Source organism: Vibrio sp. IB15 (assembly GCF_016406055.1).
In the GTDB taxonomy this organism is placed as follows: domain Bacteria; phylum Pseudomonadota; class Gammaproteobacteria; order Enterobacterales; family Vibrionaceae; genus Vibrio; species Vibrio chagasii.
The window spans coordinates 1-25,450 of sequence record NZ_JAEFCE010000057.1 but is presented as its reverse complement, the minus strand read 5'-3'; the positions used below and the strand labels follow the sequence as shown (position 1 = coordinate 25,450).

Genomic DNA, 25,450 nt, shown 5'->3' with positions numbered 1-25,450 from the left:
CAGTTACTTTGTTCCCCTTTTGTCACGGTTTAAGGGAATAAAAAAGGGGAGCATTCGCTCCCCCTTTGGTGATTGTGTTGATGACAGGCTTTAGCTAACTGCTCTTACGCGACCTTGTTTAAGGTCGGACAGAACCTTCGCTTTCGGACCATCAGCAATTATGCTGCCCTTCTCCATTACGATGACTCGGTCTACAACATCTAACATCGAGGTTTTGTGAGTGATAAGGATCAGCGTTTCACTTGGTAACAGTTGACTAAGCTGGTGCTTAATGTGCATTTCTGAACGGTTATCCATTGCACTGGTCGGCTCATCCATTAGCAATACCGGAGGACGGCCTAAGAAAGCTCTGGCAATCGCAATTGACTGGCGTTGACCACCTGAAAGCAAACCACCACCTTCACCTACTTGACGTTCTAGGCCAGCAGGATCTTGCTGAGTAAAGGCTGTCACACCCGCACGGTTCGCTGCATCCATCACATCACGATCGTCCACCAAAGGGCGGCCTAGAGTAATGTTATCTCTGACTGAACCATAGAATAGGTTACTGTCTTGCGGTACACAGCCTATATTGCGTCGTACGTCGACATGGTGAAGTTGCTCCATGTCAGTGTCATCAATGCGTACATGGCCTTCTGTGGGCTTATATAGGCCCATAATAAGGCGTTCTAAGGTTGTTTTACCTGAACCAATACGACCGATGATCGCTACCTTCTCGCCGGGTGCGATGGTCAGACTGAGATCTCGCACTGAAGCGACGGGCGAATCAGGATAGTGGAACGTCACTTTATCTAGCGCAATGTGACCTTGAATGATTGGTCGGTGAATGTAGCGCTTACCTTCCTCTTGCTCATCAGGCATCGACATCACTTGCTCAATCAGCGTCATTGAGGATTTGGCTTGGTTGTAACGTGTAGAAAGCAGCGACAATTGAACAAGAGGACCAATCGCACGGCCACTCAACATGGTTGCAGCGATCAAACCACCCATCGTCAGTTCGCCTTCTGCAATTAGATACACGCCAAAAATGATCATCCCTACATTGGTACTTTGCTGAACAAAGCCTGCGGTGTTTTGGATACTGTCGGTAATGCGGCGGCTTTTAATGTTCCAGTTCGCCATGTGAGCAACGGCTTCTTCCCAGCGGAATTGGAACTGACTCTGTGCGCTGAATAGCTTAACGGTTTCTAGGCCCGCCAAGCTTTCAATCAAGTTCGCATACTTCTGAGAGGCTAGGCGTGAACCTTCTTCAATGGTGCGACGCAATGGACCTTGAATCAGCAACGCGTAGATGATCAGAATCACCACACCTGCGACTGGAACAAACACTAAGTTGCCCGCCATTAGCCAAATTAAGGCAAGGAACATGATGGCGAAGGGTAAGTCGATCAGAGAGCCGATCGTCGCCGAGGTAAAGAATTCTCGAATTGACTCAAACTCTTGCAAGTTCTTCGCGAAGGCACCAACTGAAGCTGGTTTTGCTTCCATACGAATGCCAAGTACCTTGCTGAACAACTTGGAGGAAGTCAGGATATCAGATTTTTTCCCCGCGACGTCGATGAAGTAGCTACGCATCAACTTTAAGAGCAGATCGAACAGGAATACCACGAAGATACCGCTCGCTAACACCCACAAGGTTTCAAATGCGAGGTTGGGTACTACTTTGTCATATACCAAACGCGTAAACATCGGCGCGGCAATCGCGAAAATATTGATAAGAATTGATGCGATCAAAACATCACGATAGATGTTTTTCGATTCCCAAATGGTGCTCCAAAACCAGTGACCTTTGCGTGTTTTCAGAACTTCTGGTGAACGCTCGTCATAGCGGAACTGCTTTTTAACTAAGAAGTAGCGGCCAATGAACTGCTCTTTAAGTTCGGCAACAGGAATGATTATTGGCACCATTCCACTCTCAGCTGTGATGATTTCAGCTTCTTGTTTTTCAAGGTCGATGCTGTTGAGCACACACGCTTCGCCCTGCTTTAGCAATAATACCGCCGGCAAAATTAGGTGTGGGATGTTATCTAAGTCGGAACGGTTTTCTTTTGCCACTAGCCCCGCACGTTCTGCCGAACGTGGGAACAGGAAAGGGGTTAGCTTTCCGTCTGATAGTGGCAACCCATTGACCAACGCCTCAGGCGAGTTCGCTAATCCGTAATATCGGCTAACGTAGATCAATGAGTTCAATAGTGGATCTTGCATGCGATATAACCCTTACAACTATTTATCAACAATGAAGCCTTGGAACACTTCTACGTAGTTATCAGACAAGATATCTAACTGGGTCTGAGTTTCGATTCGAGATGCGATGGTGGTGACACCAAGGTTATGAGCCGTTCGTGAAATCGACGTGAGCGTGAATTTCTGCTTCTCATCGTCCAAGTTATGCGTGAACAGGTAATCTAGCTTCACGTAGCTAGGACGGTACTCGTTGATGTAGTCCAGTGATTGGAAGTTACGTCCGTAGTTATCGACACCAAACATCGCTTCAGCATTACGAATGGTGTTACACAATAGTGCCGTATAGTGCGGAACGTTGATGAAACAGTTTTCTGGGATCTCAAAGTGCAGCAGGTGAGCAACTGAAGCGTTTTGCTCAAGTGTTTTGCCAATCCAACGGATAAAGCTTGGCTGAGAAATACTGCTTGGTGAGATATTGATTGCGATTGGGCTGGTCACCTCTTTTGCTGTTAGCTTCTCAATCATCTTCTCGATAACGTATTGGTCGAGAATGTGGCTCATTTCAAGCTGCTCCAGTGCGTATAGGTACTGGTTGGCACCGTAACGAATGCCATCTTTCTCAATCGCAGAGAACACCTCTTGGTGATAGGTTTTACCAAACGCGTTGTTCGCAGCTTGTAGGCGGAATGTCACAAGGTCATTGATGATCGCCTCTTCAACCAACATACGCCATTGCTGTTTACCCATTACAGCGCCATGGTCATCAGCTGTGACGTAGCCGTAAGCGAGTTCACGATTCGCTTTAGCACTAGAGAGCGCGTTATCGACCAGTGACATGATTTCGGTGCTGGTTTTACGTTTGTTGCTGTGTGTTACACCCAATGCAATGTGTGGGTTTGCCATGCCTGTTGGATCTGAGCCTAGGCTTTGAATACAGTTTACGATGCTGCTTGCAACCAGTTTAAGTTCGCTTTCATCAATGTTCGGCATAATGAAACCAAACTCGTCACTAGAAATACGTGCGATGGTGATATCTGGCGATGAGATGGAAGCTTGCAGTTGTTCTGCCAATTGATGCACTAACGTATCACCTTCTTGGTAACCTTTCTCGTCGTACTCTTCACTGATAAATTCCGCTTTCAGTACTGCAAGGCCACCTAAGCTCGATTCTTCTAGCCACTGATTTAATTGCGACATGTAGTAAGCGCGATTACCCAGCTGAGAAACTGGGTCAATGTACGCTCTTTCACGTAGCTTTTGAGCTTCTTTTGCTTGGTTTTTAAAGGCTTGTTCAACTTGAGTCGACATGTGATTGATGCCATCAACCACCAAGATCAGATCTTTTGTTTTAGGACGTGTTAATGGCTCACCGAATTGGTTCTTAGCGATCTGATCCATTTTGGTGATGATCATCGATAGTGGGCGTAGTGCTCGCTTAAGGATCCATGAAATCGAGATCAAGCCGAGTAAGAAGATCACACCAAAGATGCTTAATAAGCGGGTAAAGGCTTGCCACAGTTGATCATAGGCCGGGCCTGGATGGCTGACTATCTCTACCTCAGCAAGTTGCATCCAACCGCTGGTGATCACTCGGCGATCATGAACGGGTTCAAATAGGTTGAGATTGGTAAACCAATGGGGCACGCCCGAAGGTTTTACAGGGTATGAACGGATGATGTCTTCACCGCTGTCGAGAAAAATCAATCGTACGACCGAGTAAGAACTGCCATCAAACAGGGCGTTGATAACAGACTCTACCGATACCTTGTCCTTTTCTTCAAGGTAAGGGGCAAGAGCCAGTCCAACAGTATTAATGGTATTACTTACCTCAGAGCGTTGCTGCTCCTCTAAGTATCCACGAGTAGTATTGAATTCGATCATAAAGACTGACGTCATCAGTAATATGAACACCGCAACCATCCCGACCACAAGCTGTTTATATAAAGTCATTGTACCTACTCATCGTAATTGATAATGGGTTTGTTTAATTTTAGAGAGCGCTCACGGGAACGTAAGTCGTTCCATAAGCTCAATCTTGAAGATTTCCCTGCTAGCTTGCCGCTGCCTGCTGCCGACTTGATTAACCAAAGGTTTTTACCGTTGAAACTGTAAATTGGTCGTAGGTCAGGGCGCTTAGAACCGCGCTTTATCTCAGGGTTTAAGTTATCCAAAATTAGTGGTTCTGCACTCGGTGTGGAGTAGTAAGCCAACACCATGTGGAATTGGTTTAGCTCCAGTGCTTTTACGTACACTAATCGCAATTTCTTATCTGGAACGCCTAGTTCAAGCAGAGAGAAGTATTTGGCAATGGTGAAGTCTTCACAGTCGCCTGCGTTACTGCCTAAAAATTCCAGCGGGGTCGCCCAGTAGTCGTTTTTTCCCCACAGAATGCTGTCGTCGACAAAGTACATCTGATTGAAGAACTGATTAACTGACGTGAGCTTTTCTTTTTCGCTTAAACCATCGTATGACGTCATATTTGAACGCCAGGTTGCCACGCGTTTTCCGGCTCTCTCGCCGTAGGTCTGCGTGACCGCATCGATCCACCTTTGGTCGTTCTTATTGAGAGCGACAGAAGTAAAAGAGGTGAGGACGAGCAGTAACAGCGATATTCGAGACTTCATAGCCTCAGCTCTTGTTGGTTCACTATGTATTGAAAGGCATTGTTAACCATCAAACGTCCTTACTCTTTCAGTGCGTTGTTTTGTGCACTGAGGATAGGTTTTAACATGTACTCAAGTACGGTTCTTTTACCCGTGATGATATCGACCGAGGCTGTCATACCTGGAATGATTGGCAGCTCTTCGTTTTGTCCAAAATTATGTTTCTCGGTACGTACACGCACGATGTAAAAGCTGTTGCCTTCTTCATCTTGTGTCGTATCGGCGCTGATGTGTTCCAACACGCCTTCTAAGCCACCATATTTAGTGAAATCATAAGCACTGAACTTAACAATGGCGGTCAGTTCTGGGCGCAGGAATGCGATGTCTTGTGGGGCAATTTTTGCTTCAACCAGCAAGGAGTCTTCGGTCGGTACAATCTCAACGATGTCCATACCTGGCTGGATTACACCACCCACTGTATTGATACCTAACGTTTTAACGGTGCCGGTTACTGGAGAAACGACAACTGTACGGTTTACTCTGTCTTCGAGGCCAACCGCAGATTCAGTCAGTGCCGAGAGTTTATCTTGTGCTTGGTTGAGCTTTTCTTGCTGTTCAGAGCGGAAGTTGAGCGCCGCATCGATACGGCTGAGCATAGCTTCTTTGATTGCAGAGCGTAGCAGAGGGATTTTAAGCTCACTTGAGGTCATTTCTCGGCGAGTATCGTTGACTTGTCGTTGCAGCTTAAGCAATTCAATTCTTGGTACCACGCCTTCGTCGGCAAGCGGTTTGGTGATGTCCAGTTCTTGGCGAGCAAATTGGTAACTCTGCTTTAGGTTTCGCACACGCGCTTTGATCTCGACAAGGTCTTGTTGTTTCTGTTCAACTTGTTGATCAAAAACGGAAAGTTGGTTTTTAAGGTTGTTTAAATCTTGGCGGTATTCTGCTTTTTGACGATTAACCAGCTCAGGTTGAACCTCGTAGAACTTAGGTGGGAAAGCGAGTTTTCCATAATCGAGAGTGACACTTTTCTTCCACTCTTTTTCGTTAAAGTCTTCATTGATTACTACGCTGGTTAACGAGGCGGAAAGCATCAATACATTGGCAGTTAAGTTGGCAACTTGCTGTTCACGTTCACGGAAGTCAGAGCGGAATCGAGTGTCATCGATCAATAGCAGTTGTTGGCCTTTTTGAACCTGTTGACCTTCTTTAACTAAGATCTCTTTAACTAAGCCACCTTCAAGGTTTTGCACAACTTGGATCTGGGAAGAGGGGATCACTTTGCCCTGCCCGACAGTAACCTTGTCGATCTCCGCCCAAGCGGACCACCCAATAGCAGCAATAAAGAACAGAACGATCATCCACAACATGATACGCGCACTGGTCGGCGTATTGAGTAGTAGTGCCGCGGTTTTATCGTCGACGTACTCAAGTTCGGTTTCGTTCAATTTGCTGAAATTCTTCTGGCTCATAACAGTCCTTGTTTGCTGAATAAAAGTGCAAGCCTATTGAGTGTATTCTTACTTTTGATAAATGTTAAGAAATTGCTCCTTTAAATATTTGAATTTATATATTTTTTAACTCTTATCTGTTTTTGAAATCTGTTTTGTCGAGTTGGTGCTTTCTTAGCTTGTCATAGAGGGTTTTCCTCGACACTTGCAGCTCTTGTTGTACGTCTTTTAAGCGCCCTTGATAGCGATGCAGTGCTTCTATCAAGAGGATTTGTTCAAAGCTGTCGGTACGTTGGCTTAATGACTGTTGTTGTTCTTCAATATTGACGTCTAGCGAACCGTAATCCGCTTGTTCTGGATTGTCTGCTTGATTTGACTCTTGATTGTCGAGTCCTGGTTGCTTCACCTGAGTTAGCACGCGCAGCTCGGCATGTTGACGAAGCTGGCGAATGTTTTCGCCCCAGTGAGTGGCTATCAAGCGTTGAATCTCTTTTTCTGTGATTACCGGCGGAGGCAACTGATAACGACTTGCTGCACCTCGAGCAAAGTGTTTGAACAAAGACCCGATATCTTCCGTTCTTTGTGCTAACGGTAATAGATTAAATCGACGCAGCTCATTTGTAATTGTAGTCGGTACTACTGTAGTTGCGATAATGATGCAAGTTGCATAGGTCTTGCATGAGTTTTCACGAAGTAGAGTCGGTTTTAGAGCCGCTAACCACTGCCATTGTTGTGAAGTTAATGCTTCTGTTTCATGAATATAGAGCGTTCCACCTTGATGCTTTTGAAATAATTGAAGCACGAATTGGTGAAATGTCGATTCGTCATTGCGCGGTAAATTAAATGCAGCAATCGGACAAAGCTCCGCTGTTGGTTGGCTGTGTAAATCGTGGGTGTACTGCGCAGTGATGCGTTTGCCTGTTCCTATATCACCAACAAACAGTAATAGCGGGTTCTGTTTGCAATCTAAGGTGATCAATTCGCGGCGCAATGTCTGCATTGATTGAGACTGACCAATCAGCTTAGGGCCAACCTGATTTTGCATCGCGAGCTCTTTTCTAAGTAGGTTGTTTTCTTCAACCAAGGCGAGCTTATCTGCTGCTTTTCTTACTGCGGTAAGCAGGGCATCAACCACAAATGGTTTTTCTAGAAAATCATAAGCACCGGACTTCATCGCTGAAACGGCGGTTTGCACATCACCGTGTCCAGTCAGTACGATGATTTGAAAATTCGGATTTTGACTCAATAGTTTCTGTGTAAATTGAATACCATCCATCACTGGCATGTGAATGTCAGTGATCACAATGCCTGCTTGCGTGATATTAATCTGCTTGAGAGCCTCGATCGCATTAGGAAAGCAGACAATGTCGATACCTTCAATGAGCATGGCTTGTTCTACCGAGTCACGAATCGCGGGTTCATCATCGACAAAGTAGAGTTTAGGCATAGAGTGCAAGTGTTGAGTCCTTAATATTGAATAAAGCTATTAATAACAATCATTTAGCATTTGTCTTGGTACAGTGGAATATTCAGAGAGAATACCATGCCTGAAGGCTCGAGCTGGCTTGCGCTGATCGTGCCGTGATAGGCTTCAATGATTCGCTTCGATATCGAAAGCCCGAGCCCTAATCCTTCAGGCTTAGTGGTAAAAAACGGGTCGAACAAATGTTCCAGTTTATCGCTGGCGATACCAATCCCGTTATCCCAAATGATCAGTTGGCAGGCATCATTATTAAGCTGCCACTCTACGCCAATTTGAGGAATGGTCGGTTGCTTCCCTTCTTGAGTTTCCAAGTCGTTTTGAAGTGCTACTTGTTGTGTGGCTTGTTGCGAAAGCGCTTGTGTCGCATTGTGCATCAGATTAACCAACACTTGCTCAAGTTCGGTTGGGTGAATCGCGATGTTAATGTCATCTGGCACGGTACTTAACCTTAGGGTGATGCCTTGTTTGAGCATCAGCGCGCTGAGAATGCTGGTGGCATTGTTGATCGCTTGATGTAGGTTCGCTACATGATGTTCTTGCTTGGTTACCTTGCGCGTAAATACCTTAAGGCGTGCAATGATCTCGGTAATCGAGGTGTTTAGCACGATCATTTTATCCAGATTACTTTTTACTAAGTCTGAACGTCCCATCTCAAGCAGCTTGACGCTGTTTTCGCTATAGGTTCTAAGCGCAGCAAGTGGTTGATTAATTTCATGATTAATACTGGCTGACAGCTCACCCAGTACGGCTAACTTAGCGGTTTGCGTTAGCTCTTTCTCTGTCTGTTTTAACTTCACTTGAGACTCTTGATATTGAAAGAGTGTCTGTTGAAGTTGTTGATTGGATTGCTTCAGATATTGAGTTCGCTTATCTACGGTTTGCTCTAGGTTCTGATTGAGTTCAGTAAGTGCTACTTTCGCGAGGTAGGTTTGGCGCCACGACCAAGCAATCAGCATGACTAAGCTGTAAATCACAATGAAGATAACGTCGAGCTGCAGCACCTTGAGCAGTTCGGATCTTGTGTCCTTGATAGCCACAACTTGGTACTGGTTGTCACTGGTAGCGGCAGGGTAAAGGTTAAAATTTCCAAGTTTAAATAACTGGTTTGCAGTAAGCGCTTTGCTTGCATCGGTTGTTTGGCTCGAAGAGTTAAACGCATCAATGATCGAAATTTTGTTTTGACCGTATTGGCGTTGCGCTGCGATATCTTGCTGCTGTTGATCCGTTAATGGTAGCAATGAGTGATAAAGCCAAGGTGTCTGACTAGAGAGAAATACCACTTGGTTGGAATCAAGCACCACAATCTCAAATTCGTCGCTAGTTAGAATGTTTTCTAGGTTTTCTAAGCTTACTTTCACCGTGATGACGCCTACGATGTCATCGTCGATATAAAGTGGTGAAGATAAGAAATAGCCTCGCACATCAGAGCGAGCGCCGAGTGCGACATATTGGGTTTTATGGCCTTTTATTGCAGAGGCAAAGTAGGGGCGAAACGCGAAGTTTTCGCCAACGAAAGTTCGAGGCTTTCGATAGTTACTTGACGCAACCACTGTGCCGCTCGGATCGTGGATATAGATGGTATCGGCTTGGCTTTGCCCCGACCACTCGAATAACAAGGTGTTGAGTTCAGCTGTGGAGATGTTATCCGCCTGTGGCGACTCATCGAAGTAAGACAGCAAGCGCGGGTCGTGGCTGAGCAAGTCAGGTATTTGTTTGAACTTATCCAATTCAGAATCGATCTGGAGGTTGGCTTTGTTCGCCGCTTCATTGAGTTGTTGTGTGACAACTTGCTCTTGGTATTGACCTGCCAAAAAGTGAGTAGCAGTTAGCCCTGCCGTTCCCAGTATCAATGAGAAAAATATAAAAGGCGTGATCAGGTTAGACAGTTTTTTAGACACGAGAAACTCAAGTTACAATCAGTTTACATATAGACTATCAATATGACGGTTAGCGTACCGAGATCTCGTTAACACAGAGCACCTTCAATGAGACAAAACCAAGGCTTAGACTTGTGTTTCAAAGGATTACGGCGCAGAATCACAAAAAAATTAAAAGGAGCAACCAAATGGAACTGACAGACATTCGTCGTGAATACGCTCAGGGTGGATTGAGACGTAAAGACTTAGCCACAGACCCAATTGACCAATTTAACCTTTGGTTAGAGCAAGCGATTGAAGCTAAGTTGATGGATCCGACGGCAATGACAGTGGCGACGGTTGATGAAAATGGACAGCCATTCCAACGTATTGTTTTGCTGAAGAATGTTGATAAAGATGGTTTCGTTTTTTACACCAACCTAGGTAGCCGCAAAGCGCAGCAACTTGAGCACAACAGCAAGATCAGTTTGCACTTCCCTTGGCATCCGTTAGAGCGACAAGTTCATATTACTGGTACGGCTGAAAAGCTGACGGCGATGGAAAACATGAAGTACTTCTCGTCTCGTCCAAAAGAGAGCCAATTGGCAGCTATCGCAAGTAAGCAAAGTAGCCGTATCTCTGCACGTGGCATCTTAGAAGGCAAGTATCTAGAGCTTAAACAGAAGTTTGCGAAAGGCGAGATTCCGGTTCCTTCTTTCTGGGGTGGCTTCCGAGTGCGCGTCGATAGCATTGAATTTTGGCAAGGTGGTGAGCACCGCCTGCATGATCGCTTCTTGTTCTCACGCCAAGACAACAGCTGGGACATTGATCGCCTAGCGCCATAGTTTGAGTCTGCTGGACTCAGCAGTAAAGACAGTAAAATTAGGAAGATACCGTTGATCTTGTGTTCATCCACATCAACGGTATTTTTTTGTCTGTCTTTTTATCTTTATGGGCGCTAGGAGTCGTTAATCAGTCGCTGTGTAGAACCACTGAGATCTGTTTCTTAAGTAAGGTTTCAGGAATCACAGAGCCTAATCCTGAATCCAATGCATACTCGATTAACTGACTCTTACTACGTGCATCGAACTTTTGCTTTAGTCTAGCGACATGCCCCTCGACCGTCTTGATTGAGATGTTCAACGTCAATGCAATGTATTGAGGCTTCTTACCGAAAAGCAGTAAAAATAGGACTTCTGATTCACGTGAGGTCAGTTTCTTTTGCAGTTTAGACACTCGCGGAGTTGAGCCTGCGATTGATGCTTGATTGTCTTTGGCGCAAGTTGCCTGACACACCCAGTGACCCACTTCTAAAATCGCTGTGTCTGTGAGTTCTTGCCCATAGAAGATGGTGCCTTGTACGTTATCGTTGTCATCAAGCCAAGGCGTTTTGGTGAAGATATGGGCGTGCCAGCGTCCATCGGGGTAGGGGTGAATATCAAGGATTTTAAGCGTCGAGCGCGTTTCCATTACATGCTTGTCTTGCGCTCTAAAGTCTTGTGCGCATTCGATGGTTTGGCTCGGCATATCGAAGTCCGTCAAGCCGGTACAACTCTCGCCCGGCTTCAAACCGATCAATTTGTTGTAAGCGAGGTTTGCGTATACGAAAACAGAGTCAGTATCTTTACAGCCCCAGCAGCCTGGAAGTTGTTCGAATAAAGAACGATGTATGGGGTTTAGTGATTCTGGCAAAGTTTTCTCTCGTGTATTGCGATGTTGCAATGATATCAGTTTACTATTGCGCTGCAATGGCAATTACAGGTTGGAGTACGTGTAGAAAAGGCTGGGTGAGTTTTCGTTAATCAAAGTGCTGAATAACTGCGTGATTCACGGATGATAGGTCGGCGAACTGCGTGTTCAATAGGCAAAAAAAAGCCAGCCTGAAGAGGGGCTGGCCAAAGACAAGTTATGCCTTGTCGACATGTAGAAGATTTTCAGCTTAATTTACGAGGGTCAGGTAAATTAAGCTGAGGCATCAGTTAGATACCCAGAGTGACTTACTACTCTATCGACGAATTTACTCCTAGGCGTACCTATACATAAGGGGGGAATTCCCCTATAAACACGATTCAATGCGATAAATGAGAGCCTAGAGTAAATATTTTAAAGTCTGGGTGAGCTATCGAGAGCTTACAGCTCTCGTAACACTCTAAAGCCGAGGTAGTTGGCTGCTGTTGAAGGCGCAACGTATAGCTCGTTAAATGCTTTGGCCTCTTCAGGAGAGAAGCTCCACGCGCCACCTTTGGCTAGGCCTTTTTGAACGGTTGTCCACTCCCATACATTGCCGACCATGTCGTAGAAGCCTGTTGGTGTTGGCATGAATGATTTAACAGGAGACGTACTGACGTTTGACCAAGGTGTACCAGCCCAGCCTGTATTCGCTTTACCTGTGCGGAATTCGTTACCCCACCAGAAGTTGGTGTCTTGACCTGCTCTTGCTGCGGCCTCCCACTCTTGTGGTGTAGGAAGGCGATACGTGAAGCCAGTGCTCTCAGATAACCAACGAGTGTAGGCTATCGCATCATTCTGACTGACACAAACTACTGGTGAGTTGTCAGCTTGCTTGAAGCCCGGTTTTTGCCAGTCATTGTCGGAGACTGAAGTAATCTCGGCATTAGCGAAGGTGTCGCAGGTGTTCATTAGCTCAGCATCTGTCTGATAGCCAGTACTCTTAACGAACGCTCTAAAATCTTGCACACGTGTCGGGGTCGCGGCTAATGCAAATGGCTGTTTTATTGTCACTTGCTTGGCACTGTTCTCACCCAGCAGGTAGCGACCAGAGCCGACCACAATCATTTCAGGGCTCTGAGTATTATCTTCCATCGGGTCCGCAAACTTGGTACCGACGTTTAACGTGTTTTGTTTGGCTTGTAATACCGCTCTTAGGTTGTGATCGCGAGTTATTTTTAGCTCTTGGTGGAAAGAAAGGTAACCTTCTTTCTCGATCGTCACCATGTGTGGGCCGGTTGGTAACATGATTTCAACAGGGGTGCTGCCGTAGTTAACGCCGTTGATTAACACTTTGTCGTTGTACTGATTTGAGCGAACCACTAAGTTGACCCAAGCGACCTCTTTTTGTTGGTCGTTGGCTTGTTGATCGGTTTGCGTGAAACAGTTATACGATTGAATACCAAGTAGGCGGCAAGGTGTGTTCTTATCCGGGCGAGTTTCTAGATTCGCAGCAATCACAGCTCTGTATCGGTTATCTTCTGAGAAACCAGAGGAAGTCACCTTGTGTTGTAGCACGTGGATATTCAGTGATGTCGATGCCAAGTGTTGTTTGACAGTTTTCGATTCTGTCGTGTTATCAACGAGGCTATGTTGGAACTGTTTTACTGCTTTTTGAAGCGCTAGTGTTACCGTTTGATCAGAACATTGCGCCAATGTCATGTCGCTGCTGCAGCGGTTGGTAAAGCTGACCGTCTGCTCTTGTGTTTGGGTGATCTCGTTTCTGAGTCGATCGGCTCTTGCTCTTAGCTTGTCTTGCTCTAGCTGCGCGATGGCTGTTTCTGTCGCTCTTTTCTCGGCTTGGATAGCTTCCAGTTCCATAGCCAAACCTTGCTGCTTCTGCTCTGAGTCAGAAACCGCAAGTTTGCCTTCTTTCACGGTTTTCCATGCGTCTTGGAAGTGATTTTGAGCCGTCGAGATATCGAAGTCTGGCTCATCAATCATGCGCGTATAATCTTGCTCTAGGCTTGCTTTGGCCGCTGCAAGTTTTTGTTCTGCTTCTACAGAGAGTTTAGCAAGACGTGCCGTTTGCTGTGCTTGGTTATCGACTTGATTTTGTTTGTCCGCGACTTTCGTTTCGATAGCCGTTAACTCGGCGTGCTTTTCGAAAAGCGAACTTTCAAGATCAGTAACAGAGGCGGCCGTGATTGCTGGTGGTGTTGCTTCAGCGAAAACAGCAGGTGTCATTAAGCAGGGAGCAAGTGCAAATAATAGAGTGGGAAAACCTTGGCGCATGATGGGCTACTTCAATCGTAATTTAGGTTAATCGACTATTCTAAACGATAACGCCATTTCGTCTGCAGTTATTGTTTATCATGACCGTATAAGTTTATAACGATCAACAGTTTATAACTATCAACAAAATGGCGCGTGTTCATTCAGCTTTGTGAAATCGGTATAGCGATCTTCTACTGAGGGAATTAGCTTTCTTTGCTAGGAAGAAGCTTAACCCAGATAGTGTCGCTGCCGTTGATGGTAACTGTGCGGTTGTATGACTCGTAACCTTGTTTAGAGATAGTTACTTGATGACGACCACTTGGTAGCGCGACCTCAAGAGGTGTGCTGCCATACTTAATGCCGTTGATGGTCACAGAGTCGTTGTATTGGTCAGAACGCACAGTTACGTTTGCCCATTTCTTGTCGCTCTTTTTAACTGCAGCCGCATCGCTGCCAGTTAAACAGTAGCGTGTTGAAACGTTCAATAGGTTACATGCGGCAACCGCTTCAGGTTTTGCTTGCAGTTGAGCTTGCATCTGCATGAAGTAAGAGTTGTTGCCAGAGAAACCGCTCTTGATTGGCTGGCTGTCCTGAACGTGGATGTTCAGCTGAACGCCTTGCAAGTTCTGCTTCGCCAGAGTGCTTTCTGTGAGCTGCTCAAGTAACTGGCTCTTGAACGTTTGCACCGCTTTTTGGTTCGTTAGGTATTTACCCTGAGCTGTACACTCACCAAGGGTCATTGTGGATTCACATGTGGTGGTGTAGCTGGTTTCCAAAACTGCACTTTCACGCAGTTCTGTTGCGATACGTTTTACGCGAGCTTCAACTTTTGACTCTCTCAGGCTTGCCAGCTCATTGTTCATTCGAGCTTGCTTCTGTTTGATCTGAGAAAGGTGAATCTCACCCTCATTCATCGCTTGTTGATTGTCTAGCTGAGCCGATTGATTTTCTTTAACTGCAGCCCATGCATCTTGGTAGCTTTTTTGAAAAGAGACCAGGTCCGTTTCTGGGTCTTCAAGTAGACGACTGTACTGTTTGTCTAGTACAGACTTGGCTCTGTTACGTTTTGCCTTAAGTTCTTCACCTTCGCGCAACAACTTACTGTTTGTGTTTTGTAGTTGTTTTAGGTTCTCAGTCGCCGATACTTTGGTTGCTGAAATACGCTCAATATCTGAGTTTTTCTCTGTTATTTTTGCATCGATGGCTGAAACGGGATCGACTTGATTCAGTTCTTCAGCTGATACCGATGCAGATACCCAAAGTGGGGATAGCGCAAGTAAAAGCGCTGAAATTCGAAAGTTAGTCATAGGTCCCTGCAACTTATAGATTGAAATTGGCTCATTGATAATGTGTCTGCTTCCTAGTTGTGAGTCACTAGTTATTAGCAATTAACACAGTATCCGTCTTTATACCGTTTTATTGTATTTCAATCTACTCAAATGCCGCGTTTCGGTACTTTGGATACACTTTTTATAAGTTTTATGCGAATTGTTTGAGCTATATAAGCAAATGTTTTAGTGATGCTCTGATGATTAATTTCTCATTTATGAGTCATCTTGGTTGAGTGAATCGTGAGGTTGAGATTTATAAAAAAGCACCGAAAATATTGATTTTACATAAGCCGTAGTTTGTACACTCTTGATCATCCTTCCGGAGGCATGATCAAGATGATCGCGATAATGATCTTTTCATTCTCGCGAGCAAATAACTGTCATGAGCATTTACAAATTCATCTTATGCGCATTTAAGAGTATTATTCTTACTATGTTGACCCGAGTATTTTTCTGTCATGTCTAAACCTTTACCCTTTCCTAACCTAGACCTTTCTCCGCTAGGCCTTACTGGCCCTCGTCCTGCTGAGATTATCACTTTGCCATCGCATATGGATTGCCACGATCACCATTACTCTCAGGTGGTGATTGGTTTAAAAGGTCAGGCGGAATTTGAAGTGAGTGGTAAGGGGAATCTTGTTGGCCCAGGACAAGGTTGTGTGGTGACAGCGAGCTCTGATCATGCTTTCGGTGGTGTGGTCGGTCAGTCCGACATTTTGGTGCTTAACATGCCCGTGCCGAGTGACGACGACCCGCTGATGCTAGAGAAGATTAATCAGCTCGAGTCTTCGAACGTCTATTTCCAATTAGATGCGCAAATTCAAAAGCTTATTCATATGCTGGTACAAGAGATGCAGGCGAGTCCTGATGATCTGTTGTTAAGCCGAGCCTGCAATGACACGGTGATCGCCTTAATGCAAAGGCACATCTCGGCATTTGAAACGTCAGTGAAGGATTCGCGCTTCGATCTTGAAGCGCTTGATCGTTACATCGAGCAACATTTAGCAAGTAAGATTTCAGTCGCGCAACTTGCAGGTAGCGTGTTCTTAGGCGAAAGCCAATTCCATATGTTGTTTAAAGAGCAAATGGGCATTACTCCTCACCAGTATGTACTAGGTAAGCGAATCGACCGTGCTCGACGTCTTATTGAACAAGGGAATTTAAGCCTTGGTCAGGTCGCAGAACTTGCTGGATTCTCCGGTCAATCCTCTTTTACCCACACATTTTCACGCCTTCAAGGCATGTCACCATCTCAATACAAAAAGCAAATTTCTGTTAAATAGTGAAACGAAACGGCATATTATATTAAAGTTTCATATGTGACATTGTGTTTGTTTTGTTAATAAAGCGAGTTTTTAGCAAAAAACTCGGAGTTTTTGACAAGTATTCCTTATATACTCTAAATACACTGCAGCCATTGTAGAGATCCCGGGCTAATTCCGGGTGTGAGATTAAGGAAAACGCATGTTTACAGCTACTGATGTGTTAAAGCCAGAATTCAACGAGCAGTCGCTTGATGATCTATGGTCGCTTATCTCACCATTATATATGGTGGATGAAACCCAATGGCTAGAGCAACTTCTGCCACTAGCTACCCCTTCTGAGTCTGAAAAGCAGCAAATCACAGACAAAACGACTTCTTTGATCGAAGCTATCCGTGCGGATAAGACTTCTATCCAGATGATCGATGCGCTGTTGCTTGAATACAGCTTAGATACTCAAGAGGGCATCTTGCTGATGTGTCTGGCGGAAGCCTTGATGCGTATTCCTGATTCAGCAACGGCTGATGCACTGATTCGCGACAAGCTAAGCGTTGCGGATTGGAAGTCTCACCTAAAGAATTCTGATTCGGTTTTTGTTAACGCTTCGACTTGGGGCTTAATGCTAACAGGCAAGGTGGTTGGACTTTCATCGAATGAGCAGAGTGCTGGACAAGCGGTTAACCGTTTAGTGAACAAGCTTTCTGAGCCAGTGATTCGTAAAGCGATGCACCAAGCGATGAAAGTGATGGGTCACCAATTTGTTCTTGGCCGCAGCATTGCTGAAGCGCAAAAGAACGGTAAGTCGATGCGCGACAAAGGCTTTACCTACTCTTACGACATGCTAGGTGAAGCGGCACTGACTACAGCTGACGCAAATAAGTACTTTAAAGATTACCTAATGGCGATTGAAGCCGTAGGTCGAGACACTTATGTCTCTTCAAAATCTAGCCCAGCGCCATCTGTGTCTATCAAGCTTTCTGCACTTCATCCTCGTTACGAAGTGGCGAACGAAGACCGCGTACTGACTGAGCTATGCGATACGCTAGAGCAGTTACTGCGCCGTGCGATTGAGCTTGATGTTGCGATCACGATTGATGCAGAAGAAGCGGATCGCCTAGAGCTTTCGCTTAAGTTATTCGAAAAACTGTATCGCAGCGAGCTAGTGAAAGGCTGGGGCAAGTTTGGTCTGGTTATTCAAGCGTATTCAAAGCGTGCGTTACCAGTTCTAGTTTGGCTAAACCGCCTAGCAAAAGAGCAGGGTGACTTAATCCCACTTCGCCTAGTTAAAGGTGCTTACTGGGATAGTGAGATCAAATGGTCACAACAAGCTGGTTTCGATAACTACCCTGTTTACACTCGCAAAGAAGCGACTGATGTAGCTTACCTAGCGTGTGCGCGTTATCTATTGAGCCCAAGTGTTCGTGGCAATATCTTCCCGCAGTTTGCGAGCCACAATGCTCATACGGTTTCTGCTATTGCAGTGATGACAGACCATAAAGACTTTGAATTCCAACGCTTACACGGCATGGGTGATTCACTTTACAACCATGCAATGGAAGCTTACCAACAGTCGGTACGTATTTACGCGCCAGTTGGTAGCCATAAAGATCTACTGCCATACCTAGTACGTCGCCTGTTAGAGAATGGTGCAAACAGCTCGTTTGTACACCGTTTGGTTGATGCTCGTTGCCCTGTGGCAGAGCTAACACAGCATCCAGTCGACATGCTTTTGGCATTCGATACATTGAACAACACTAAGATTCCTCTGCCGCCAGCGGTATTCCCTGAGCGTAAGAACTCATACGGTGTGAACATTGATATCGAGAGCGAAGCGCATCAGTTTGAAGAGCAAGTAAAAGGCTTTTTGAACAATCAATGGACTGCTGGACCTGTGATCAACGGCGAATCTCTTGCCGAAAGCATGATCAAGGCTGATCAGAATGTTGAACAAGTAACAGCACCTTACGATCGTCGTATTAACGTGGGTCAGGTGGCTTTTGCAAACCTTGATCATGTTTCCGCAGCGATAAGTGGTGCAGACGCCGCATTTGCTGATTGGAATGCGACATCGGTTGAAACCAAAGCCGCAGCGCTTGAGAAGCTAGCTGATCTGATGGAAGAGAACCTGGCTGAGCTGGTGGCAATTTGTCATCAAGAAGCGGGTAAGACAATTCACGACAGCATTGATGAAGTACGTGAAGCGGTCGACTTCTGTCGTTACTACGCAAAACAAGCGAACAACCTGCAAGGTTTTGAGCTTAAAGGCTTTGATGGTCTAACTCGAATCGCTTCGCGACAAGGTCGTGGTGTGTTCGTTTGTATCAGCCCTTGGAACTTCCCATTGGCGATCTTCCTTGGCCAAATTACAGCTGCACTAGTGGCGGGTAACACGGTTGTGGCGAAACCTGCAGAGCAAACTAGCTTGATTGCGGCTCGCGCGGTTGAACTGATGAATGAAGCGGGCTTCCCTGCTGGCACGATTCAACTTCTACCTGGTCGTGGTGCAGAGATCGGCAGTGCGCTAACTAGCCACGATGCGATTGCAGGCGTTGCCTTCACGGGGTCAACCCCAACTGCACAACGCATCAACGTGTCATTGGCAAGCCGCAACGCTAAGCCTGTGCCGTTTATTGCGGAAACCGGTGGTCAGAACGCGATGATTGTCGACAGTACTGCACTGCCTGAACAAGTGGTTCGTGATGTTATTCGTTCTGCCTTTGCTTCAGCAGGTCAACGTTGTTCTGCGCTACGTGTGCTTTACATTCAAGAAGACATTGCAGATCGCGTGATTGGACTAATTCACGGTGCGATGGATGAGCTAAGCGTTGGTATTCCACATCTTCATAAAACGGATGTGGGCCCAGTTATTGACCAAAACGCGAAGCAGAAGTTGATGACGCACCTAGAAAACATGACCAAGACCCAGAAGAAAGTAGCTCAACTTTCTCTAGGAGCGGATTGTGAACATGGTGACTTTGTTCCACCAAGTGCATTTGAAATCGATGACATTAGCTGTTTGAAAGAAGAGCAGTTTGGTCCTGTACTGCATATCGTTCGCTTCAAAGCGAGTGAACTGGCGCAAGTGGTAGACCAAATTAACCAAACCGGTTTTGGCTTAACTATGGGTATCCACAGCCGTAACGAGACAACTTACCGTTGGATCGAAAAACACGTTCGTGTGGGTAACTGTTACATCAACCGTGACCAGGTCGGCGCTGTTGTTGGTGTGCAACCATTTGGTGGTCAAGGCTTGTCTGGTACTGGCCCTAAAGCGGGTGGTCCTCACTACCTATACCGCTTTACTGATGTTCATTTCTCTCAATCACAAGACAAGGCATAAGGAGCGGTATCATGGTTCATCAAGTGACAGGTTTTTCTGATGCTTTCTTGGCGTGGGAACAATGGAATCTTACCGATTTTGATCATAAGAGTGCTCAGGTACTTGCATTCAAATCAGAGATCGAAAGCCAATCTACGTCTTTGGCGGTAGTGGCAACTTATCACCTAGAGCAGGCCTCTACGCTGCTTTCTGAGCAGCACCTAATGGCTGGCCCGACTGGTGAAACAAACGAGCTGTATGCTGCAGGACGCGGTGTGGCTTTGGTGATTGTTGATGATTGCCAAGACAAAGAGCCAGCACTGCAAACAGCAACCGCGATGATTACCGCAGCACTATTAGCGGGTAACAGCGTGCAATTGTGCAGTGATGACGTGCAATTCAACACCTTGATCGCTGATGCAGCGAAACAAGCGAATTTACCGACGAACTTGGTGCAGGTTGCTTCGTACGACGCGGCTCAACAGCTGCTGTCTTGCGATGTACGTAGCGCAGGTTACGTAGGTAACTCACAAACGGCTCAAGCTATCAATTTACAACTTGCTAAGCGTGACGGTGCCATCGTCAGTTTAGTAGCTGAAACGGATCTGACAGCAATGCATGTTGCTCACGATCCACACCTATCGCTGCGTTTCATTACCGAGCGTACGCGAACTATAAATATAACAGCCGTGGGCGGTAACGCGACCTTGCTCGAACTTGGAAGCGAAGCTCACTAACCTTCAGTAACATTGGCTCTAAGCACTTTTGTTTTCTCCATTGTTGGTTTCACCATCTTTGGATTTAACTCATAGTGCCTTGGAGCCTCAATACCTAACTCAATGCACTCGCTTGCCTTTACGGTGAGTGTCTTGCATTGAATTAGGCATGGAAGGCTTTTTACAAATGAGGACTATCAAATGATAGAAAACAGTTTTGCAATAACGACGACGTTCATTGCGTATCTAATTATGATGCTGGCAATCGGTGTTATTGCTTACAAACGTACTTCTAGCTCGACAGACTACTTCCTTGGTGGTCGTTCGCTAGGCCCATGGCCTGCTGCACTTTCTGCTGGTGCATCAGACATGAGTGGTTGGCTACTACTTGGTCTACCGGGTTACGCATACGCTGCTGGCTTTGAAGCATTCTGGCTTGCTGGTGGCCTGCTAGTTGGTACTTGGGCGAACTGGTTAATCAGTGCTAAGCGTCTGCGTACTTACAGCATTACAACAGAGTCACTGACGCTACCTGAGTTCCTATCTCGTCGTTTCAATGATAATTCGAAGCTGATCCAAACAATTTCTGCTTTCTTTATCCTTTTATTCTTCCTTTTCTACACAAGTTCTGGCTTGGTAGCGGGTGGTAAATTGTTTGAAACGGTATTCGGTCTAGATTACACAACAGCGGTAATCATCGGTACAGTATGTGTGGTTTCTTACACGCTATTTGGTGGTTTCCTTGCGGTATCTTGGACGGATTTGGTTCAAGGTCTACTGATGTCTGCTGCGCTATTGATTGTACCAATCGCAGCGATGAACGGTGGTCTTGGTCAGCTATCGACTGATCTTCACAACATCAACCCAGAGCTGCTAACGCTATGGAATGATGCGAAAGGTGAACCGCTATCTGCTATCGCGATCATCTCGCTAGCGGCTTGGGGTCTTGGTTACTTCGGTCAGCCGCACATCCTTGCTCGTTTTAAAGCAACACGTACTAATAAAGACCTAGCAACAGCGCGTCGTATCGCGGTGGTATGGACAGCTCTGTCTATGGTTGGTGCAATGCTAGTGGGTCTGGTTGGTCTTATTTACGTGACTAACTCTGGTGCGCCTAAGCTAGACGATGGTGAGAAGATCTTCATGCTTCTTGTTAACGCGATGTTCCACCCAGTAATCGCTGGTATCCTACTAGCTGCTATCCTTGCGGCAATCATGAGTACTGCGGATTCACAACTTCTTGTATCTTCATCTGCAATGGCAGAAGACCTTTACAAGCAAGTACTTAAGAAAGATGCGACATCTGAAGAGATCGTTCGTGTGGGTCGCTTTGCAGTAATCATTATTTCTCTTATCGCGCTATTCCTAGCGATGACGCCAGACAGCTCTGTACTTGGCCTTGTGTCTTACGCTTGGGCTGGTTTTGGTGCGGCATTTGGTCCAGCTATCGTGATGAGCCTTTACTGGTCTCGTATGAACCGCAACGGTGCTCTAGCGGGTATCGTGGTTGGTGGTGTGACTATCGTACTTTGGAAACAGTTCACGGGCGGTTGGTTCGATGTTTACGAAATCGTACCGGGAATCATCTTATCAACTATCTCTATCGTTATCGTGAGCCTAATCACTGGCGAGCCAGAAGACGAAGTTAAGAAGCAACACGCTGAGTTCGAGAAGAACCTCGTTGAGCTAGACTAATTTACATTGTAAAAATACAAATGAATTAGAAAAAGATATTAATTAAGAACAATAGAGTCACTTCGGTGGCTCTATTTTTTTGACCACTCTCTAATGCTCGCGACTTCTTGCTCATCGATATTCAATGACTCCAAAAACTCTTGGTGAGCGGTAGGCTCCATCTTTTCAAACTGCTTGTGCCAGTTCTTCATATCCTTTTCGTCAAACCCAGCATTCTCCATCACCCGTACCCAGCGCTCTTTTGTCAGCATCTTCTGCTCTAGCAACTCAGGTTGCTCAAGTAACACCACGATCGCCTTCTGCTGTTGACGCAGGCTCTGAATTTCCTTTTCCAAGGCGTTGAACTGATTCACTAGTGTCTGCTCTTGTTTCATATCGTCTGTGCGATCAAGCAGGGCGCTTATCTCCTGTATAGACAAACCAAACGATCGGTAAGAGATAATACTCTCTAACCGAGCTTGCTCTTTTTTGCCATACCAACGATAGCCATTATCGGAGCGACTGTGAGGAAGCAGCAGCCCGGCACGCTCGTAGTAGAGAATGGTGGTACGAGATATGTTGTAGGCCTTGGCAATTTGAGTAACGGTGAGCATTTCTACCTCATTGGTTGCGAGCGCGTGAATTAAACAGGCATGTTTAATTGATAGCCAAGTATTCTAATCGCGTCGTATAAAGGTGTATAGGTGATGGGTTTTGATTCGGCAATTTGAGCAGCCTATGATATCGGTATTTTGTTAGTGAGGTGCGACGTTTGTCGTACTTAAGATCGGGGTGGAATCAGGCGTGATCGAACGGTTGGTGGGGTTTTACAATGTAAATCGAAGCGGTTGGATCTTGTGTGAGAAGGGAAAGATCAACTTACTCAATGGCGTGTGATGTCAAAAAATGAAACAGAAAAGTGGCGATTTTTTGAACTTGGCGCTCACTTTTGTTATTAGCTCGATGAATTGTGGAACCGAATTGGACATGATGTGTCAATTGTCAGTAACCACTAAAGACCTATAGGACAAAGGTATGCCTGATCTCTATTGCAAAGGATGTAAAAAAACAACACTACATAAGTCTATAATGAAACGTTGTGAATCAGAGCCCGAGACAGCCTCTGGCCGTGTGTTGCAATGGACCTCAAAGCTATTTAGTGGCAACTTATATTACGATATGGAAACGCAGCACTTTTGTCGTACATGCAATTGTCGTTGTGAAACGGGAAGCTCAGTTCCTCAAGTTGGCTTAGCTTAGCTGATGGTAAGTGCTTACTAACCGATATCAAAAAAACCTCCGTTTGGGAGGTTTTTGTCATTTAAGCCGCTTTAAGCGCGATCTCGCTGCTAATGGCGTTACCATCAATTTTTACTTCCCATCCGTAGTTTGAGTATTCATTAGCGAGTGCTTGAGCCACATCTTTTGACACGGTTACGTGTGTCCATGAGCCGATACCGTAGGGTTTATATGCGAGTTCTTGTGTTTTCATAATAGAGTCATCCTTTCTCTTTGATAATTCTATTATTCACTTTGCCATATATCCTTTCTTTCGTTTCTGGCTCAACTTATTTGTTTATCGGGTCATTTCTATAATAATTTGTTAATAACCAGGGTTTGATTTGTAACGATTGTTATCCATTTGTATGAATTTATATTTGGTGTGAATGCGACTTGTGCGTTTAGTTTTTAAATGTGTGAGCGGGGTTTTCTTCGATCGCTCTAGGTATGGAATATACTGAGCCGAATTTAGAATGTTTAAGGAATGTTATGTCTCAGCATCAGCTTGATCGTATCGATAAAGAGATACTAAGAATTCTGCACATGAAGGGGCGCTTGCCTGTGGTTGAGCTGGCCAAGCAGGTTAACCTAACGACTTCTCCTTGTTCTGATAGATTGAAGCGATTAGAAAAAGAGGGTTACATCACGGGTTACCACGCAGAGCTGTGTTCCGAGAAGTTGGGGCTCGATGTTCAAGTCTTTATCCATATTCGTCTCGACCAAACCAGCTTTTCAATCTTTGATAAATTTGCCCAAGCTGTGGAAATGATGCCTGAGGTGGAAGAGTGTTATTCGTTGTCGGGAGACTTTGACACCATGATCAAGGTTCGAGTGAAAGACATGAAGGCATACCAAGCGTTTATGGCCACCAAGTTAGGGACCTTGCCTGGTGTGATTCAGACGCGCAGTGAAGTGGTGATTGAAGAGCATAAAAAGGGCTTTGGTGTGAACCCTGAGCTGTTAGCGACTTTAACTTAGCGCGCTTCTAACTTGAGCCAGTTTTGATAGATATAAAAAATGGAAGCCAATGAGCTTCCATTTTTTTTGACTGCCAGAAAGGAGCAATCAGATAAGTATGGTTATAGACGATTTACAGTGTAATCGCCGCTGAAATAAGACCAATCACACCACCGAATACACCACCCCACACGACAAGCCAGCCAAGGTGTTTCTTGATCATGGTTTGAACCATCTCTTTTACCAGTTTCGGTGTCAGTTCATTCAAACGCTGGTCGATGATGGCTTCGATGTTCTCTTTGATTTCATCCATAATTGCTGGTGATTCCAGTTCTTCCTTGATGGCATTCTTCACTGAATCACTCTTGCTGATTTCGATGACAGATTCTTGCATCTTCTCAACAAATGGCGCTTTCATTGGCTCTAATGCTTCCGTACCACCAAACATTGCTAGCATGCCGCCAAACTGTGAGTTTTCGATAACGTTAACCAGCGAATCGAATGCAGGGTTGAAATCGATTTTCTTAATCACAGGCTCTAGGTTCAGTGATTGGCCACCGCTCATTTCGCTGCTTAGGAAGCGGTCGATGTTACGCTCAGTAAAGAATTGCTCCATCATCAGTTGTTTGATGGCTGCTTTGAACTCTTCAAATCGCGCTGGAATAACGCCAGAGCCGTATAAGCCGGGTACTTTCTCGAACAACATGTGAATCGCAAGCCAGTTGGTGATGGCACCAGAAAAGGCGAATAGTCCCGCGTAAAGTAGGTATTGATTTGTTGTCGCATAGCCGCCAGCAAGCAGTGCTAACGCGATAACGTTAGTTAAGACACTTTTGTTCATGGTTGATCTCTAGAAAGAATATTGCGCGCATTTTAAGAAAAAAACGCCAAGAAAAAAACAAAAGGATCGATGAAGTTGATGGAACAGGTGGCAAAGATCGCTGAACTACGGACATAAGAAAGGCTAGCCTCCCCCCGAAGTCTAGCCTTATTCCAGAACGTGCAAGCGAAGCCGTCTTGGTTTGTTAAAGTCATTATATAATTACGACATAACATTCTGCCATGTGTAATTTGCCGCTATTTAGCAAATTGATGTGAAATACGCCGCACTTTTAAAATAGCATAAGTAGTTGCAGAATGTTCTATCGAGACGGTTGTCATCTTACCGGAAATTTACTCTCTACACTGGCGTTGTTGATCAAATCAAGCAGAAGATCAACGACGCCATGTATAACTTACCGTTAGTTTCTTACGGGCATACCTAGTCCTATGACTTTGTTTATGGCTTTAACATTCGCCATGATTTCACCAACTTGAGCGTTGTAACATCTCAAGCTCAATTTACCGCTTGTTAGTCCTTTATATCGAGACATTGCAGTCTCAGATAT

General features: G+C 45.4%; 18 protein-coding genes and 1 pseudogene. 6 read left to right on the top strand and 13 right to left on the bottom strand.

Features of this window, described 5'->3' with window-relative positions:
• Positions 1 to 90 precede the first annotated feature (90 nt).
• From JC606_RS18430 to JC606_RS18405, 6 genes are all read right to left on the bottom strand, one after another.
• Positions 91 to 2,205, bottom strand: a complete 2,115-nt coding sequence (locus JC606_RS18430; RefSeq protein WP_198779134.1) for a type I secretion system permease/ATPase — start codon at positions 2,203 to 2,205, stop codon at positions 91 to 93.
• An 18-nt stretch (positions 2,206 to 2,223) separates the two neighbouring features.
• Positions 2,224 to 4,134, bottom strand: a complete 1,911-nt coding sequence (locus tag JC606_RS18425) for a bifunctional diguanylate cyclase/phosphodiesterase (RefSeq protein WP_137407952.1) — start codon at positions 4,132 to 4,134, stop codon at positions 2,224 to 2,226.
• A 5-nt stretch (positions 4,135 to 4,139) separates the two neighbouring features.
• Complete coding sequence (locus JC606_RS18420; protein ID WP_061031924.1) at positions 4,140 to 4,808, bottom strand: transglutaminase-like cysteine peptidase; 669 nt, start codon at positions 4,806 to 4,808, stop codon at positions 4,140 to 4,142.
• Positions 4,809 to 4,867: 59 nt separating this feature from the next.
• Complete coding sequence (locus JC606_RS18415; protein WP_137407951.1) at positions 4,868 to 6,259, bottom strand: HlyD family type I secretion periplasmic adaptor subunit; 1,392 nt, start codon at positions 6,257 to 6,259, stop codon at positions 4,868 to 4,870.
• Between the two features lie 112 nt (positions 6,260 to 6,371).
• Positions 6,372 to 7,685, bottom strand: a complete 1,314-nt coding sequence (locus tag JC606_RS18410; RefSeq protein ID WP_198779138.1) for a sigma-54-dependent transcriptional regulator — start codon at positions 7,683 to 7,685, stop codon at positions 6,372 to 6,374.
• Between the two features lie 53 nt (positions 7,686 to 7,738).
• The gene (locus tag JC606_RS18405; RefSeq protein WP_198779133.1) at positions 7,739 to 9,619 is read right to left on the bottom strand and encodes a sensor histidine kinase; all 1,881 of its coding nucleotides are present in this window, start codon (positions 9,617 to 9,619) and stop codon (positions 7,739 to 7,741) included.
• A 167-nt stretch (positions 9,620 to 9,786) separates the two neighbouring features.
• Here JC606_RS18405 and pdxH point away from each other — a divergent pair, with 167 nt between their 5' ends.
• A complete protein-coding gene (gene pdxH, locus JC606_RS18400) occupies positions 9,787 to 10,422 on the top strand; it encodes a pyridoxamine 5'-phosphate oxidase (RefSeq protein ID WP_102424646.1) in 636 nt (211 codons plus the stop codon).
• A gap of 127 nt (positions 10,423 to 10,549) precedes the next feature.
• On the opposite strand, the gene JC606_RS18395 is transcribed toward pdxH, so the two are convergent.
• The 3 genes from JC606_RS18395 to JC606_RS18385 form a co-directional block, all read right to left on the bottom strand.
• On the bottom strand, positions 10,550 to 11,332 hold the full coding sequence (locus JC606_RS18395; protein WP_102424647.1) for a helix-turn-helix transcriptional regulator: 783 nt from the start codon (positions 11,330 to 11,332) through the stop codon (positions 10,550 to 10,552).
• A 375-nt stretch (positions 11,333 to 11,707) separates the two neighbouring features.
• The gene (locus JC606_RS18390) at positions 11,708 to 13,540 is read right to left on the bottom strand and encodes a formylglycine-generating enzyme family protein (RefSeq protein WP_102424648.1); all 1,833 of its coding nucleotides are present in this window, start codon (positions 13,538 to 13,540) and stop codon (positions 11,708 to 11,710) included.
• A 185-nt stretch (positions 13,541 to 13,725) separates the two neighbouring features.
• Complete coding sequence (locus JC606_RS18385) at positions 13,726 to 14,829, bottom strand: PEGA domain-containing protein (protein WP_061031929.1); 1,104 nt, start codon at positions 14,827 to 14,829, stop codon at positions 13,726 to 13,728.
• Between the two features lie 482 nt (positions 14,830 to 15,311).
• On the opposite strand from JC606_RS18385, the gene JC606_RS18380 reads away from it, so the two are divergent.
• From JC606_RS18380 to putP, 4 genes are all read left to right on the top strand, one after another.
• Positions 15,312 to 16,136, top strand: coding sequence for a helix-turn-helix domain-containing protein (locus JC606_RS18380; RefSeq protein WP_017071242.1), 825 nt, complete (start codon positions 15,312 to 15,314; stop codon positions 16,134 to 16,136).
• A gap of 181 nt (positions 16,137 to 16,317) precedes the next feature.
• Complete coding sequence (putA, locus tag JC606_RS18375) at positions 16,318 to 19,455, top strand: bifunctional proline dehydrogenase/L-glutamate gamma-semialdehyde dehydrogenase PutA (protein WP_136985332.1); 3,138 nt, start codon at positions 16,318 to 16,320, stop codon at positions 19,453 to 19,455.
• 11 nt (positions 19,456 to 19,466) lie between these two features.
• The gene (locus JC606_RS18370) at positions 19,467 to 20,171 is read left to right on the top strand and encodes a 1-pyrroline-5-carboxylate dehydrogenase (RefSeq protein ID WP_137407945.1); all 705 of its coding nucleotides are present in this window, start codon (positions 19,467 to 19,469) and stop codon (positions 20,169 to 20,171) included.
• Between the two features lie 183 nt (positions 20,172 to 20,354).
• Entirely contained in the window at positions 20,355 to 21,845 is a 1,491-nt protein-coding gene (putP, locus tag JC606_RS18365; protein WP_032498305.1) for a sodium/proline symporter PutP, read from the top strand.
• A 71-nt stretch (positions 21,846 to 21,916) separates the two neighbouring features.
• On the opposite strand, the gene JC606_RS18360 is transcribed toward putP, so the two are convergent.
• Together JC606_RS18360 and JC606_RS18355 are read right to left on the bottom strand one after the other, a co-directional pair.
• Positions 21,917 to 22,438, bottom strand: a complete 522-nt coding sequence (locus tag JC606_RS18360) for a MerR family transcriptional regulator (protein ID WP_198779132.1) — start codon at positions 22,436 to 22,438, stop codon at positions 21,917 to 21,919.
• 707 nt (positions 22,439 to 23,145) lie between these two features.
• Entirely contained in the window at positions 23,146 to 23,316 is a 171-nt protein-coding gene (locus JC606_RS18355; RefSeq protein WP_008218011.1) for a hypothetical protein, read from the bottom strand.
• Positions 23,317 to 23,594: 278 nt separating this feature from the next.
• On the opposite strand from JC606_RS18355, the gene JC606_RS18350 reads away from it, so the two are divergent.
• Positions 23,595 to 24,083, top strand: a complete 489-nt coding sequence (locus JC606_RS18350; protein ID WP_004736894.1) for an Lrp/AsnC family transcriptional regulator — start codon at positions 23,595 to 23,597, stop codon at positions 24,081 to 24,083.
• 112 nt (positions 24,084 to 24,195) lie between these two features.
• On the opposite strand, the gene JC606_RS18345 is transcribed toward JC606_RS18350, so the two are convergent.
• Positions 24,196 to 24,903, bottom strand: coding sequence for a DUF445 family protein (locus tag JC606_RS18345; RefSeq protein ID WP_137407942.1), 708 nt, complete (start codon positions 24,901 to 24,903; stop codon positions 24,196 to 24,198).
• A gap of 400 nt (positions 24,904 to 25,303) precedes the next feature.
• A pseudogene (locus JC606_RS18340) lies at positions 25,304 to 25,450 on the bottom strand (IS5-like element ISVa1 family transposase); the annotation flags it as partial.